This window comes from Nitrospirota bacterium, from assembly GCA_004296885.1.
GTDB lineage: Bacteria > Nitrospirota > Nitrospiria > Nitrospirales > Nitrospiraceae > SYGV01.
Window position 1 is genome coordinate 375,018 of record SCVN01000023.1, and the last position, 15,239, is coordinate 390,256.

General features: G+C 61.6%; 12 protein-coding genes. 6 read left to right on the top strand and 6 right to left on the bottom strand.

Annotation, left to right across the window (positions count from 1 at the left end; genetic code table 11):
* Positions 1 to 250: 250 nt before the first annotated feature.
* From rsmD to EPO61_14920, 4 genes are all read left to right on the top strand, one after another.
* Complete coding sequence (rsmD, locus tag EPO61_14905) at positions 251 to 817, top strand: 16S rRNA (guanine(966)-N(2))-methyltransferase RsmD (protein ID TAJ07248.1); 567 nt, start codon at positions 251 to 253, stop codon at positions 815 to 817.
* Entirely contained in the window at positions 814 to 1,302 is a 489-nt protein-coding gene (locus EPO61_14910) for a pantetheine-phosphate adenylyltransferase (protein TAJ07249.1), read from the top strand. The genes rsmD and EPO61_14910 overlap by 4 nt, the downstream gene beginning before the upstream one ends.
* Positions 1,299 to 2,495, top strand: a complete 1,197-nt coding sequence (locus EPO61_14915) for a pyridoxal phosphate-dependent aminotransferase (GenBank protein TAJ07250.1) — start codon at positions 1,299 to 1,301, stop codon at positions 2,493 to 2,495. Before EPO61_14910 ends, EPO61_14915 begins: the two co-directional genes overlap by 4 nt.
* Positions 2,496 to 2,683: 188 nt before the next feature.
* A complete protein-coding gene (locus EPO61_14920) occupies positions 2,684 to 3,100 on the top strand; it encodes a zinc ribbon domain-containing protein (protein ID TAJ07251.1) in 417 nt (138 codons plus the stop codon).
* A 9-nt stretch (positions 3,101 to 3,109) separates the two neighbouring features.
* On the opposite strand, the gene EPO61_14925 is transcribed toward EPO61_14920, so the two are convergent.
* The 5 genes from EPO61_14925 to EPO61_14945 all read right to left on the bottom strand — a co-directional run bounded on the left by EPO61_14925 (position 3,110) and on the right by EPO61_14945 (position 8,719).
* Positions 3,110 to 3,532, bottom strand: a complete 423-nt coding sequence (locus EPO61_14925) for a hypothetical protein (protein TAJ07252.1) — start codon at positions 3,530 to 3,532, stop codon at positions 3,110 to 3,112.
* Positions 3,533 to 3,620: 88 nt separating this feature from the next.
* Positions 3,621 to 4,436, bottom strand: coding sequence for a threonylcarbamoyl-AMP synthase (locus tag EPO61_14930; protein ID TAJ07253.1), 816 nt, complete (start codon positions 4,434 to 4,436; stop codon positions 3,621 to 3,623).
* Positions 4,324 to 5,601: a phosphoribosylamine--glycine ligase gene (gene purD / locus EPO61_14935; GenBank protein TAJ07254.1), complete on the bottom strand. Its 1,278-nt coding sequence runs from the start codon at positions 5,599 to 5,601 to the stop codon at positions 4,324 to 4,326. The genes EPO61_14930 and purD overlap by 113 nt, the downstream gene beginning before the upstream one ends.
* A gap of 144 nt (positions 5,602 to 5,745) precedes the next feature.
* A complete protein-coding gene (gene purH, locus EPO61_14940; protein TAJ07255.1) occupies positions 5,746 to 7,299 on the bottom strand; it encodes a bifunctional phosphoribosylaminoimidazolecarboxamide formyltransferase/IMP cyclohydrolase in 1,554 nt (517 codons plus the stop codon).
* Between the two features lie 154 nt (positions 7,300 to 7,453).
* On the bottom strand, positions 7,454 to 8,719 hold the full coding sequence (locus EPO61_14945; GenBank protein ID TAJ07448.1) for a caspase family protein: 1,266 nt from the start codon (positions 8,717 to 8,719) through the stop codon (positions 7,454 to 7,456).
* Between the two features lie 713 nt (positions 8,720 to 9,432).
* Between EPO61_14945 and EPO61_14950 the strand changes: the two genes are divergently transcribed.
* Both EPO61_14950 and EPO61_14955 read left to right on the top strand, forming a co-directional pair.
* The gene (locus EPO61_14950; GenBank protein TAJ07256.1) at positions 9,433 to 12,903 is read left to right on the top strand and encodes a DNA polymerase III subunit alpha; all 3,471 of its coding nucleotides are present in this window, start codon (positions 9,433 to 9,435) and stop codon (positions 12,901 to 12,903) included.
* Between the two features lie 43 nt (positions 12,904 to 12,946).
* The gene (locus EPO61_14955) at positions 12,947 to 13,915 is read left to right on the top strand and encodes an acetyl-CoA carboxylase carboxyltransferase subunit alpha (protein TAJ07257.1); all 969 of its coding nucleotides are present in this window, start codon (positions 12,947 to 12,949) and stop codon (positions 13,913 to 13,915) included.
* A gap of 35 nt (positions 13,916 to 13,950) precedes the next feature.
* Here the strand turns inward: EPO61_14955 and EPO61_14960 are convergent, their stop codons facing one another.
* Positions 13,951 to 15,030, bottom strand: a complete 1,080-nt coding sequence (locus EPO61_14960) for a DEAD/DEAH box helicase (GenBank protein TAJ07449.1) — start codon at positions 15,028 to 15,030, stop codon at positions 13,951 to 13,953.
* Between the last annotated feature and the right edge of the window lie 209 nt (positions 15,031 to 15,239).

A 15,239-nucleotide genomic window follows, 5' to 3' on the forward strand; every position in this document is an offset into this window, starting at 1 on the left:
TTCGCGATTCCACCGCCGCCGTTCGCTCGCTTTTCGCGTACTACCTTCACCAAGTCACCTTCCACCCCGAGCAATTATAGGCGTTGGGCCCGACTCCGTCAAAATGAGCCGGTCGGCCGGCCACCCCTCGGAATCCGTTCGCCGAACACTCTCCTCGCTTCCCAACGTGCGGACCGGCCATTTCGTTGCCTTGACCCATGAAAAAACGCTGTGATAGAGTCAGCCACGACTCATTTTCGGAGAGTAGAAAATGCGGGTCATTGCCGGTGCGCAGAGAGGACGGCGTCTGATGGGACCGAAGGGCCCCGGGTTGCGCCCCACCTCCGACCGCGTCAAGGAGGCGCTGTTTTCCATCCTCAACCCCCGCCTCGCAGGAGCACGGGTTTTGGATCTCTATGCCGGCACCGGCGCGATCGGCATCGAAGCCTTGAGTCGAGGGGCCCGGCACGCCACCTTTGTCGAGCCCCATGCCTCCTCGTTGCGCGTCCTGCGCGCCAATCTTGAACTCTGCGGACTAAGCACCCAGGCTACCATCCACCCCTGCACAGCCGAGGCTTTTTTCAAGCGCCGGACTGCAGCGGAACCGGCCTACGACATCATCTTTGCCGACCCACCCTATGACGACGAGGGCGCCTCCGCCTTGCTGTCCGTCTTCAGCCAACACACCAGCCTCCAGCCCACCGCTACGCTGGTGCTGGAACACGGCTCGAAGACCGAACCGGTCGTCGATGGGCTGGCCCTCATCCGGCGCTATCGCTATGGAGACACAACGTTGTCGCTATTCCGCCCTCGGCAGGAAGAGAGCCTCGCCCCATGAAAATCGGGGTCTATCCAGGCACTTTCGACCCCGTCACCCACGGCCACACGGATATCATCGCGCGGAGCCTGCGGGTCTTCGACCGGGTGATCGTCGCCGTGGCGTTGAACCCCAGCAAACGGCCGCTCTTCGACCTGGCCGAGCGCGTCGAGATGGTAAAGCTGGTCACCAAGAATCTGCCCCACGTGGAGGTGGAGGCCTTCGACGGGCTCCTGGTCGAGTACCTCCGACAGCACAGCGCTCATGCCGTGATTCGCGGCTTGCGGGCCATCGCGGACTTCGAGTACGAGTTTCAGATGGCGTTGATCAATCGCAAGCTGGACAACAACTTCGAAACGGTGTTCCTCATGCCCAGCGAAGAATATTCCTATCTCACCTCGAGCATCATCAAGGAAGTCGGAGGACTGGGCGGCTCGCTCAAGGACTTCGTGCATCCCGAAGTCGCCGACCGTTTGCGCCAGCGCTTGCGGAGGCCCACCGCATGAAACTGGCAGCCCGCGCCGGACGCATCGTCCCCTCGCCGACGCTCAGCATTACCGCAACCGCCAAGGCGATGGCGGCCCAGGGGCTCGACGTCATCGACTTCGCCTCGGGCGAGCCGGACTTCGACACGCCCGAACCGGTCAAGGCGGCGGCGGAGGCGGCGATCCGGGCCGGGTTCACCAAATACACGGCCTCATCCGGGATCGATGAACTCAAAAGCGCCATCGTCGACAAATTCCAGACCGAACAGGGATTGCGGTACGAGAAATCGCAGGTTCTGGTGTCCTGCGGCGCCAAACATACCCTCTATAATCTGGCCCAGGCTCTGTTCGATGCGGGCGATGAAGTCCTCATCCCCTCGCCTTTTTGGGTTTCCTACCGCGATCAAGTCCTCCTGAACGATGCCACCCCGGTGTTGGTGCAGACGAGCGAAGCCTCCGGCTACGCCGTCACCAGGGCACTGCTGGAGGCGCACCTGACACCCAGGAGCAAGGCGATTATCGTCAACAGCCCCAGCAATCCGACCGGCGCCACGTACGACCGCGCCACCCTGGAGGATATCGCCGACATCGCCCTGCGGCACGATCTCGTCGTGATTTCCGACGAGATCTATGAAAAGATTCTCTATGACGGAGCGAAGCACATCAGCATCGCCACCTTGAGCCCCGAGATCGCCGCGAGGACCGTGGTCGTCAATGGAGTCTCCAAAGCCTACGCGATGACCGGCTGGCGCATCGGCTATGCGGCCGGCCCCAAGCCGCTGATTACCGCCATGGCGGACATTCAAAGCCAAAGCACATCCAATCCCACCTCCATCTCGCAGAAGGCCGCCGTGGCCGCGCTGCGCGGGGGCGATGCCTTCCCCCGACTCATGGTCGTTGAATTTGATCGGCGGCGGCGATTGATGGTCGAACGGCTGAACAAAATGCCCGGCATGAGCTGCCGCATGCCGGCCGGCGCGTTCTACGCGTTTCCCAACGTGGCAGGCCTCCTCCAACGCCGCCATGGCCAGACCCCCATTGATACGCCGGCGGCCTTGGCCGCCTATTTGCTCAAGGAAGCTCAGATCGCGGTCGTGCCCGGCGAGCCCTTCGGCAGCGCCTCCCACATCCGCCTCTCCTATGCCACCAGCATGGAAGCCATCACGCGCGGCATGGACCGGATGGAGGCCGCGCTGAAGAAACTGACCTCGTAACCGTCAGACTCCCACAATGGGGCCAAGAACAGGTACAATGAGTATGCGTGCGCATCCGCTGAGAAGACTGTAGGGAGCGTGAGCGATTGACTTTTTCGGATCGAGGGCTTATCTCAGCGGCAACGCCGGCAGCAAACCAATAAGAGGATCGGTTCCGCAGCGTAAGCTAGAGAGAGATGAGGTGAGTCGTGCCGATTTACGAATATGTCTGTCAGGGCTGCGAACATCGCTTTGAAATCAAACAAAAGATGAGCGACCCGCCGGTGACTGGGTGCCCGCGCTGCGGGCAACCGGTCACCAAGGTGATCTCGGCCCCGGCCATCATGTTCAAAGGAACCGGCTGGTATGTCACCGACTACTCGGACAAGATGAAGCCGCCCGGACAATCGGAATCCGCCGGAAAACCATCGAACGGCCAATCCGAACAAAAGAAAGACGCGATGACAACTCCGGCGGCGCCGGCCGCCGGCGCCTCGGAAAGCGCACCCGCTGCTCCTTCGTCCAGCAGCGGAACGGGCGGAACGAGCAGCAGCGCCCCATCAAGTCAACCGGCCGGCACGTCGTCGTCCTCGACTCCGACTTCAAGCGCATCCAAGACGCCTTAGGCCGCTCCCTCAGACTTTTTTCTTGGCATGGGCCTTCGCCTGAGTCTTGGCCGCCGGTTTCTTCTTCGCCGGGGCCGGCGCAGGCTTGGCTGCCGCCTTGGGAGCCGCCTTCGTACCGGACTTGCCCAGCTTGGCGGTTTTCTCACGTTCCGCATCCAGGGCTTGCTTGAGGTTGGCAATGTTGCCGGCCAGTTCGCGATTCAACCGTGACAGTTCATCCAGTCGCGCCTGAATCTCCTCCTTGGCCTTCACCGCGTCCTTCAGCTGGTTGTCGAGGTTGGCCCGTTCCGCGGCCGCCGTCTGCACCTCGGCTTTGAGCTGCTCGATCTGAGCCTGGAGCGCCGGCGGCCAATAGTCGCAGCCGGTAAGCATCATGGCCATTCCCGCCGCCAACACCAGTCCCCGCACACTGGTCCTCATTGCAGACGTCATGCTTGTCCACTCCTTCCTTTCCGAATGGTTACGTACCTGCCGAACTTTCACATCATACCTGCCCGGGCGAACGGCGTCATCCGATTCCTCACAGGGACGACGCCAATCCCGCCTCTGCCAGGACCGCCAGGATCTGCGCAGAGGCAATCGGCCCTTCCCGCAATACCCGAACAGCACCGCTGACATCGACCACTGTCGAGGGCCGCGCCGCCGGCGTCGGCCCTCCGTCGAGAATCATATCCACCTCGTCCCCCACGGCCTGGTCGACTTCCTCCGCCGTCCTCGCCGGAGGCGCACCGGATCGGTTCGCGCTCGTGCCGGTCAAAGGACCGGTCCGGCGCAGCACTTCCTGCAAGAGGGGATAGGCCGACAGCCGGATCCCCACCGTACCGGTCCCGGCGGTCAGCTCATCGGGCAACCCCTCGGCTGCGGGAAACACGATCGTCAGCGGACCAGGCCAGAACTGCTGCATCAGCACCGTTGCAGCGCGAGGCACCGAGGCCACCAGAGAATCCAACTGGGCATGGTCTGCAATCAACACCAGCAAGGGCTTGCCGTCTCCCCGCCCCTTGATGCGGCAGACGCGGCCAATCGCTTCCACTTGCCTTGCAGCACAGCCGACCGAAGCGCCGAGCGCATAAAAACTTTCGGTCGGCACGGCCAAGACCCCGCCGGCCTGCGCGATGCGGCCCGCCTCCTCCAGCGCCAATCCCATGGCGGACGGGTCGGTCCTGGTCAACGTCAGTACGCGTGCCACGGATGTTCCATTCCGTCCCATTGCATGCCGGCCTTCACACAGTGGGCCGAATCGCCCTGGCTCCGATATCCGACCGGAACTGGCAGCCGTCGAACGAAATGGCACGAGCCTGGCCGTAAGCGCGATCGCGGGCTTCTGCCAGCCCATTGCCGGTCGCGGTCACACCCAGCACCCGGCCTCCGGCAGTCACCACCGTTCCATCTTGCCGCTTCGTGCCTGCATGAAACACCATGACGTCGGATGCCGACGGGGCATCCGGGAGTCCGGTGATCGGCATACCGGTGGCATAGGCCCCGGGATACCCGCCGGCAGCCATGACCACGCAGACGGCCGCCCGATCATGCCACTCGATCGGCAGTTGGTCGAGACGATGTTCGACCACCGCTTCCAGCACCGTCACCAGATCGGTTTTCAGGAGCGGCAACACCACCTGCGTCTCCGGGTCGCCGAACCGGGCATTGAACTCCAGAACATAGGGCTGGCCGCGCACGATCATGAGGCCGGCATACAGGACCCCCTGAAAGGGACTGCCCATTTTCGACAGGGCCTCGATCGTCGGACGGAGCACCCGTTGTAACACCGTTTCACGAAGCGCGGGCGTCGCCAAGGGGGCCGGCGCATAGGCCCCCATGCCTCCCGTGTTGGGTCCCGTGTCGCCATCCCCCACCCGTTTATGGTCCTGGGCTCCCACCATCGGTATCACGGTCCTGCCATCGGCGAAGGCCATGAGGGTCAATTCCTCGCCGTCCAAAAACTCCTCGATCACCACCCGGCGGCCGGCCTGCCCGAACGCATCTTTTTCCAACATATCCGTCACAGCCTGCACCGCCTGTTCTCGGCTGGTGGCAATGACAACGCCCTTACCCTGCGCAAGCCCGTCGGCCTTCACCACGAGGGGGAACGGATGTCGCTCCAGATAATCCAGCGCCGGCTTGAGCGTATCGAAACTACGCGCGGCGGCGGTGGGAATGCGCTGCCTGACCAACAGGTCCTTCGTAAAGCTTTTACTGGCCTCGATCTGCGCGGCCGCACGGGTCGGCCCGAAGATGCGAAGCCTGGCCTTCCGGAACTCGTCCACAATGCCCAGAGCCAGCGGCGCTTCCGGTCCGACCACGGTCAGATCGATCCGCTCCGTCGTCACAAACGCCTTCAGCGCCGCCACATCGTCCGCCTTGATCGGAACGCACTTCGCTAATTGTTCGATGCCGGCATTGCCGGGCGCGCAGACGATGGAAGACACCCGCGGGCTCTGGGCAAGCTTCCACACGAGGGCATGTTCGCGTCCCCCGCTACCGATGACGAGCACTTTCATGAGAAAACCGCACAGGGAGGAACTGTTTGCGATGGGATGCTAGAAAGACGCCGGATGCTCAAAAAATTCTCCAACGAGGCCGCAAGGAGTGAGAGGCCCGAGGTGGCACAGAGCAAGCTCCGCTTGAACCGCTTTCAGCATCCGTCAATGGCGGAAGTGGCGCATACCGGTCAAAATCATCGCCATCTGATGCTCGTCCGCCGCTGCAATCACTTCCTGGTCGCGAATCGATCCGCCCGGTTGAATGACGGCCGTGATCCCCGCCTGCGCCGCCGCATCCAGCCCGTCCCGGAAGGGGAAAAAGGCATCCGACGCCATTACGCAGCCCTTCACAGGCAACACCGCCTTCATGCCGGCCAGCTTAACGGAATCCACCCGACTCATCTGTCCGGCCCCGATCCCGACAGTCTGTCCCACCCGCGCATAGATGATGGCGTTGGACTTCACATGCTTGCAGACTTTCCAGGCAAAGGCGCAGGCTGCGTACTCCTCATCCGTGGGCTTCCGCTTGGTCGGCACCGTCAGCTTGCGCAGATCGCCCAGGGCGCCGAGGTCCCGGTCTTGCACGATCAGCCCGCCCACTAACTTCTTCAAGTCCACCCCGTCTCGCGTCGACAACGTCAGCGGTCCGACATCCAGCAAACGCAAATCTTTCTTGCGCTTCAGTTCGGTCAGCGCATCCGCTTCATACCCGGGGGCCACAACCACTTCCACAAACGTGGAGGTAATTTCCTTGGCCGCCGCCAAATCCACCGGTCGATTGAAGGCAATCACGCCGCCGAAGGCCGAAACCGGATCGGTCTCTCTGGCCTTCACATAAGCTTCTACCGGACTGGCCCCCACTGCCACCCCGCAAGGATTGTTATGTTTCACAATCACAACAGCGGTCGAATCGGTGAACTCTTTCACCAGCTCCAAGGCTGAATTCGCGTCCAAGAAGTTGTTGTAGGACATGGCCTTGCCATGCAGCGTCTTGGCACGAGACACAGACGGCTCGCGGGCGCCCAGCTCACGGTAGAAGGCCCCCTGCTGATGCGGATTCTCCCCGTAGCGAAGCGTTTCGACTTTCTCAAAAGCCAGCGACAACATCGGCGGGAACTGAACGCTCCCTCCCTGTTGCTGCGCCAGATAGTTGGCAATCAGGCTGTCATAGCGGGCCGTATGCTGGAACACTTTTCCGGCCAACTCCAGACGGAGTTCCTTGGTCACCGTCCCGGCCTTGAGCGCCTCCAACACCCGGCCATAGTCGGCCGGGTCTACGACCACCGCCACATCTTCGTGATTCTTGGCTGCGGACCGGAGCATCGACGGCCCACCGATGTCGATGTTCTCAATCGCGTGCTCAAAGGTGCAGTCGGGCTTGGCAATCGCGGCCTCAAAGGGATAGAGATTCACGACCACGACATCGATGGGACCGATCCCCTGCTGCTGCATCTGCGCGACGTGCTGCGGCAGCGAACGGCGCCCAAGAAGGCCGCCGTGAATCTTGGGATGCAAGGTCTTGACGCGGCCGTCCAGAATCTCCGGCGAACCGGTATAGGCGGCCACGTCCGTGACCGCCACGCCCGCGTCCCGCAGCGCCTTGGCCGTGCCGCCGGTGGACAGGATTTCCGCGCCCAGCGCGGCCAACCCCTGGGCCATCTCCACGACGCCGGTCTTGTCCGAGACACTGATCAACGCCCGCTTGATTCCGGCCATGTCCTCTCCCTTGTGATGCAGTTGGCACCGTCAAAAGCGCGGCAAGAATATCAGATACCTTCCCGAAGTTTCAAGGCAAGCACGAGGCAAATGAAACGAATTGCCCTCCCCCTAGCTTAAGGGGAAAAGGCCAGCGTGAGGGAATAATGAAAGGCTATTGCGCGCGCTCGACCAAGCGGCCAGCGCCCTTACGGAGCAGGTCAGGACTGGCCAAGAGTTGCGGCGTCTGTTCGTTGTTCAACTGCTTGCGAGCCACTCGCTGCACCTGCGGCCTGACATATTCGAACAGTTCCGCCATCTCAATCGAACCGTCCTTATTGAGATCTCCGGCTCCTTGCAGGCCTTTCAAGAAGAAATAGGTCAGCAGGCCATGGCCCTTCTCTGAATAAGCGCTGGAAGTCTGATCGCCCGAACTGGCTGCCAGCACTACCGTCTTTCCACCAGCAACCATGAAGTTTTCGACAGAGAGCACCATTGGCTTGACGCCCTGGGCCAGCACCGACCGCCCGCCCGCTCCAGAGAAGCAGGAGTCCAGCACAACGGTGATATCCTTAGCCGGCAGTTTGTCGAGTGCTGCATAGAGCCGCTTCAGCGGGTAACCGGTTTTCTCGATGAAGGTGGGGTCGCCATCGTAAGGCACCAGAAAAGCATCGCCGGACTTTGTGTTGGGCGTGCCATGTCCGGAGTAATAGATGAAAATGGAGCTGTCCTTCTCTACATTGTTCGGCAGCCAGGCCTCGAAATACTTCTCCATATCCGTTCGAGCCGCCTTGTCGTTGACCCGCACCACGACATTCTCTTCAGGATAGCCGAGAACCTTGGTCAGATACTCGCCCATCAGAATCGCGTCCCGATCGGCAAAGTCCGCCTTGGGAAGGCGTTCCCGGTACTGCTCAATGCCAATGACCACCGCATAGGCATGGGGCTTCGGCTTAACCGCCAGACTGGGGACCCGTTCGACGTCCCCCGCCAGACCAGCCGGTGGGGATACGGAAATCTGACCGGACCGCAACGCGGGAGTCTCCGCCGTGACCGCTTGAACCGCCGGCGCCCTTCGGATGGCCTGCGCATACTGAATAAATTTTGGGGCATTCGTCATGCTGATCAGCACGTTCCTGATTACACCGGCAAAGGTCTCCTGCAGGCTGTAGTCTGAACGCGCGGTGCCCGTATACGCGGCCTCCCCGATAACCCCTTGCCCGGATCCGTCGGTCAGGCGGGCACTGACTTCCAACTGGTAAGTCCATCGTTCCGGCGGATAAAACAAGGGCCAAATTTGCCAGAACGCGATAACTTGGATGAGACATATGCTATCCGGAACGACTTTCGGGGGGTTGAACTCCACCAAGACATCGTAATGCCCCGCCGCTTTTGCTTTATCTGAGACCAGATCGACGGACTGAAAGGTCTGCGAAACCATCTGATAAGCCAGCTGGCTGAATTCCTGATCATAGGGAACGGTCACGATCGTCTCGCCGAATGCACAGCGCGTGCTCACGACAACCGGCGGCATGGCCGATATCTCAGGCACCACCACGCCTGCACGCAACGGTATGGGGCTGGTACCGGAAGCCGGTATCTGAAAGCCCGGCCTGAAGGTCACCCCGTGCTGCAACGTACAAGCGACCAAGCCCCCACTTACGAGACAGACCAGGAGGCCTCCCAGGATGCGCAGCCGAGGCACAGGATTTCCTGATGGTTCCGTATGGTCGAACATGATCAGCCTCACAGCGATGGAGGGGGTGGCAAGGGCAAAGCCTAGAGAAGTTGAAACGGAAACGCAAGAACCTCTGCCGCCTGTCCACCAAATGAACGGATCCAGGTCTCGGCAGAAAATCTGTCGCGGCAACGAGGGCTCGCCCTCCTTCATTTCATCCGGCCGGATGGAACGAATGCGGGCTGAGAGAAGCGGCATGGCGAGCAACTGCCTATCGGAAGCCATACAGAGTGCCGCGCCCCGTTCCGCTATTCCGATAAAGGGGCGCGGCCAATGTAATCGCATCACCAGACCACCCGGCCACAACGCATCATGCCGCAATCGAACGCACGCGTCGTTCGTCATCCGGCCCCCCTACCCTTTCCATTGACTTCCCAGGGGGGTGCGACTACAATTTCCCCACTGAGGAACCCCCCGTGCCTGCCCAATTCGTTCACCTGCACCTCCATACCCAATACAGCCTGCTCGACGGGGCGAACCAGATTGACCCGCTGATCCAGCAGGTCAAGGGTTTCGACATGCCGGCCGTGGCCATCACGGACCACGGGAACATGTTCGGCGCCATCGAGTTCTATCAGAAGGCCAAGGCCGGAGGCGTGAAACCGATCATCGGCTGTGAGGCCTATCTGGCTCCGGGGAGCCGCACAACCAAAGACAGCGGCCTCGCCAACAACGACTACTATCACCTGATCCTGCTTGCGGCCAACCTCAAGGGCTATCAGAACCTGATCAAGCTGGTGAGCAAGGCCTATCTGGAAGGTTTTTATTACAAGCCGCGCATGGACAAGGAGCTGCTCAAGGAACATCACGAAGGGTTGATCGCCTTGTCCGGCTGTCTGAGCGGCGAAGTGGCCTACCTGATCGGGCAGAAGGACTTGGAGGGGGCGACTAAGGCGGCCGGCGAGTACCAGGATATCTTCGGGAAAGACCATTACTACCTGGAGATCCAGGCCAACGGACTGGAGCACCAGCGGATCGCGAATAAAGGGCTGCTGGAGATCCACAAGAAGCTGGGCATTCCCCTCGCTGGCACCAATGACTGCCACTACCTGAACAAGGGCGACGCCAAGCCGCACGACGTCATGCTCTGCCTCCAGACCGGTAAGACGCTGAACGATCCGAACCGGATGAAGTTCGACACGGACCAGCTCTACGTCAAATCCACCGATGAGATGGTGGCGGAGTTCGGCGAGACGCCGGACGCCGTGCTGAACACCTGCCGCATCGCGGAACAGTGCGACCTGAACCTGCCGCTGAACAAGAGCTATCTCCCCCAATACAAAGTTCCGGATGGAGAGACCCGGGAGAGCTACCTGGAGAAACTCTCCCTGCAGGGACTCGCCGACCGCCTCAAGGAACGTCCGCCCAGTGCATTGCGCGAAGCCTACGATTTGCGTCTGCGCGAGGAACTGACCGTCATCATGACGATGGGCTACGCCGGGTATTTCCTGATCGTGTGGGACATCATCAACTATGCCCGCTCCCACCGCATCCCGGTCGGCCCGGGCCGCGGCTCGGCCGCAGGCAGCCTGGTCGCCTATGCGCTGCGGATCACCGACCTCGACCCCCTGGCCTACGGCCTCCTGTTCGAGCGGTTCCTGAACCCCGAACGCATCTCTCTCCCCGACATCGACATGGACTTCTGCATGGATCGCCGGGGCGAGGTCATCAACTATGTGATCGACAAGTACGGCAAGGACCACGTCTGCCAGATCATCACGTTCGGCACGATGAAGGCCAAGGCCGCGATCCGGGACGTGGGCCGGGTGCTGGAGATGCCCTATGCGGACGTGGACCGCATCGCCAAGCTGGTGCCGGACGATCTCAAGATGACCCTGGACAAGGCCCTGGAACAGGAACCGCGCCTGAAGGAGCTGACGGAGACCGACCCGAAGGTGGCCGAGCTGATGGAGACGGCCCGCGCGCTGGAAGGGCTGGCCAGACATGCCTCCACCCATGCCGCCGGGGTCGTCATTTCCGACGAGCCCCTCACGGACCACGTGCCTCTCTACAAGGGCGCGAACGACGAAATCGTGACCCAATACTCGATGGGGGACGTGGAAAAGATCGGGTTGGTGAAGTTCGACTTCCTCGGCCTCAAGACCCTGACCATGATCGCCCATGCCGAACGGCTGATCAACGCCAGACGGCCAGAGGGGCCGCTCTTCTCGACGGCGACCTTGCCTCTGGACGACGCCCAGACCTTCGCCCTCCTCTCTTCCGGCAAGACCATGGGCCTCTTCCAGCTGGAAAGCGCCGGGATGCGCGACCTTCTCGTCGGGCTCCGTCCGGACCGGTTTGAAGACATCATCGCCATCATCGCCCTCTATCGCCCCGGCCCGATGGACCTGATCCCCGACTTCATCAAAGCCAAGCAGGGCAAGATTCCCGTCACCTACTTCGGCATTCCCGCGCTGGAACCGATCCTCAAGGAGACCTATGGGGTCATCGTGTACCAGGAGCAGGTGATGGCGATCGCCAACAAGATGGCGGGCTTCTCGCTCGGGCAAGCCGATATTTTACGGCGCGCCATGGGCAAGAAGAAGCAGGAGGAGATGGACAAACTCCAGGCCAAGTTTCTGGAGGGCGCCAAGCAGCACAAGCTCTCCGAAAGCAAAGCCCAGACTCTGTTCGAGCTGATCAAAAAATTCGCCGGGTACGGGTTCAACAAGTCCCATGCGGCGGCCTATGCACTGGTCACCTACCAGACCGCCTATTTGAAGGCCCATTACCCGACCGACTTCATGGCCGCCCTGCTCACCAGCGAAATGGGGAACACCGACAAGGTGGTGCGGTACATCGCCGAATGCCGCGAGCTGGACATCCGCATCCTGCCGCCGGACGTGAACGAAAGCGACAAGGACTTCTCGGTGACGACGGAGGGTGTCCGATTCGGCTTGGCGGCCATCAAGAACGTCGGGGACGGACCGATCGAGGCCATTATCGAGGCGCGCACCAAACAGGGACACTATGCCTCCTTCTTTGATTTCTGCCATCGGGTGGATACGAGAAAAATCAACAAACGGACCATCGAATGCCTGATCAAAGCCGGCGCCTTCGATTCCACAGGCGCGAGGCGGGCTCAAATGGCCGCCGTACTCGACCGCACTGTAGACCAGACGGCGGCGGCCCAGCGGGCGGCGTCACACGGACAGACCAGTATTTTTTCGGCGATGGAGCCGGAAACGGACGCCACGACGGGCCGGGCCGTGCTGCCCGTGGACGAGAGCCTGCCGGAGGTGCCGGAATGGGACCAGGGGCAACGGTTGAAATACGAACGGGAACTGACCGGGTTTTACATCACGGCCCACCCGCTGGCCCGCTACGAAGCCGCCATCGCCAAGTTTGCGACCACGAGCACGGAAAAACTCGCAGATACACCCGATGGCAAAGAAGTCAAACTTTGTGGCATCATTACGACGATCAAGAGCCTGACGACCAAGAAAGGCGACCGGATGGCCTACGTCCAGCTCGAAGATCCCCAGGGCTTGGTGGAAGTGATCGTGTTTCCCAACCTCTTCCAAGCAGCCGGCCCGCTCCTCACGGCCGAAAGCATCATCCAAGTGACCGGAACCGTGGACCGAGCAGAGAAGGGCATCAGGATCAAAGGCACCAAGATCGAAGCTCTGCCGGAACTCCAGACCCGCTCGGTGGCGAAGGTTCACCTCCACCTCGGCGACGCACCGGAGACGGCCCAACGCTTGCACCAGCTCTATACCGTCCTGAACCGGCATCCGGGGCCAGCGGCGATTTCGTTGACGTTTCATCTGCACCCTGACGTGGAGGCGGATACAGCCCCGCTTCCAAGCCTCACCGTGTCGCCGAGCGAGAAGTTCGTCACCGAGGTGGAAGACTTGATGGGAAAGGGAACCGTAGCGTTACTGTAAAGACGATATTTATCGTTTGACTACAATAACTTAAAAGAAAATCATGAAGGACTATCTGGAGTTTGAAAGGCCGATCCGCGAACTGGAGGAGCGGATCGAGAAGCTAGCCGGCACCGCGGCTGGTCGCGCCTCGGTACAGGATGAGATCCGCAAGCTGAAGGCCAAGCTGGCCCAGACCGAGACGGAGATTTACGCCTCCCTCACACCGTGGCAGCGGACCCAGATTGCCCGCCACGCCCAGCGACCTTCGATCCTGGACTATATCAATGCCTGCTGCCGCGACTTCGTGGAACTTCATGGAGATCGGGCGTTTGCCGACGACCAAGCCATCCTGGGCGGCCTGGCGACATTCGGCGGTCGCTCCGTCATGGTCATCGGCCACCAAAAAGGCAAGACACTGAAGGAACGGATGCAGCGGAACTTCGGCATGCCGAACCCTGAGGGCTACCGCAAGGCCCTGCGTCTCATGAAGCTGGCGGAAAAGTTCGGCCGGCCGATCCTGACGCTTATCGATACACCCGGTGCCTACCCAGGCATCGGCGCTGAAGAACGGGGGCAGGCGGAAGCCATCGCACGCAATTTGCTGGTCATGGCGCGGCTGCGGGTGCCGATCGTCTCGGTGGTAATTGGAGAGGGCGGAAGCGGAGGAGCCCTGGCACTGGGTGTCACCGACCGCGTTCTAATGTTGGAACATTCTGTCTATTCGGTGATTTCGCCGGAGGGTTGTGCCGCCATTCTCTGGGACGATCCGGCCAAAGCGCCGGACGCGGCTGCGGCGCTCAAAATGACCGCCAGCGACCTGGCGGCCCTCAAGATCATCGACGAAATCCTCCCCGAACCGACCGGAGGGGCACACCGAGAGCCGCAGGCCATGGCGGAACGAGTGGCCAAGGCTCTCACGACCCATCTGTCTCGGTTGGAAGAACTGCCGGTGGAGGAGTTATTGGCCCAGCGAGATCAAAAGTACCGGCAAATGGGAGTCTTTACCGATCCACCCGCCCCGGCTGCCTGACACAGACTCCGGATCAGGCGCATGCGAGCCCCCGTTTAACCCGCGACGAGCTGATGCTTCCCCAGGGGAACCCGCGTGCCCAACAATTGCTCGATGGCGTGGAGCTGGCCCTTTTCTTCCGGCGTCACGAAGCTGGAGGCCCGGCCCGTGGCTTCGACGCGCGCCGTCCGGCCGATGCGGTGGACGTAGTCCTCGGGCGAGTTCGGCAGGTCATAGTTGATCACATGGGCGATCCCGGTCACGTGAATGCCCCGCGCCATGATGTCGGTCGCCACTAACACTCGGTATCGTCCCCGCTTGAACCCTTCCAGCGCTTCCCGCCGCTGGCCCATCGTCCGATCCCCGTGCAGCACCGCCACGGGAAGCCCGTCCGCCTGAAGCATCTTGCCCAGCCGGTCGGCCCGCGACTTCGTGCGCGTAAAAACCAGAGTTGAACCGGACTCTTCCTTCAGCAGCCGGCGCAGCAAGATCGTCTTCTGCTCCCGGCTGGTATGGAAGAGATGTTGTTCGGCCCTCGCCGCCACCGTCCCGCTGGGTGCGATTTCGATCCGGGCCGGATGTTTGAGGCTGGCCTTGGCCAATGCCGCCACATCGCTCGGCATGGTGGCCGAGAAGAGCATGGTTTGCCGCTCTTCCGGCAAGGCGTCCAGAATCTGGTTGATCTGCGGGGCGAACCCCATGTCCAGCAGCCGATCCCCCTCGTCGAGGACGAAGATTTGCACGGCCAGCAGATTGATATTGCCCCTCCACATGTGGTCGAGAACCCGGCCCGGCGTGGCGACCAGCACATCCGGCCGCTGCTTGAGCGCCCGCTCCTGCTGGGCCATGTCAGCGCCCCCGACGATCAGGGTGGCGTACACCCCTCGGGTTTTCCCGAGCAGTTCGAAGGTTTTCTGGATTTGCATCGCCAATTCGCGCGTCGGAGCCAGGATCAGGGCACGCGGCCCCTCTCCCCCGGCGAGCCGCTCGATCATCGGAATCGCAAAGGCGGCGGTTTTCCCCGTGCCGGTCTGCGCGCAGCCGATGACGTCTTTCCCGGCCAGGGCCGGGGGAATGGCACGGGCTTGGATCGCCGTCGGTTCGGCATATCCGGCCTTGGCCACCGCCTGCAACATAGCGGCGGAGAGGCCGAGGTCATGAAATGATTGGATCGTTGGTGTGGTCACACATCATCCTTTAGTTGGGGTCGCTGCGTGGGGCAGGGAGTCAACAAGTGGAAGGCGCAAGGCGGGACAACGATCGTGAACCAGCCACTCTGAATGAATCCAAACTCTCGCGGACCCGATGTCGGCCCGTGTCTCTTGCTGACTGCATGCCGCCGCCA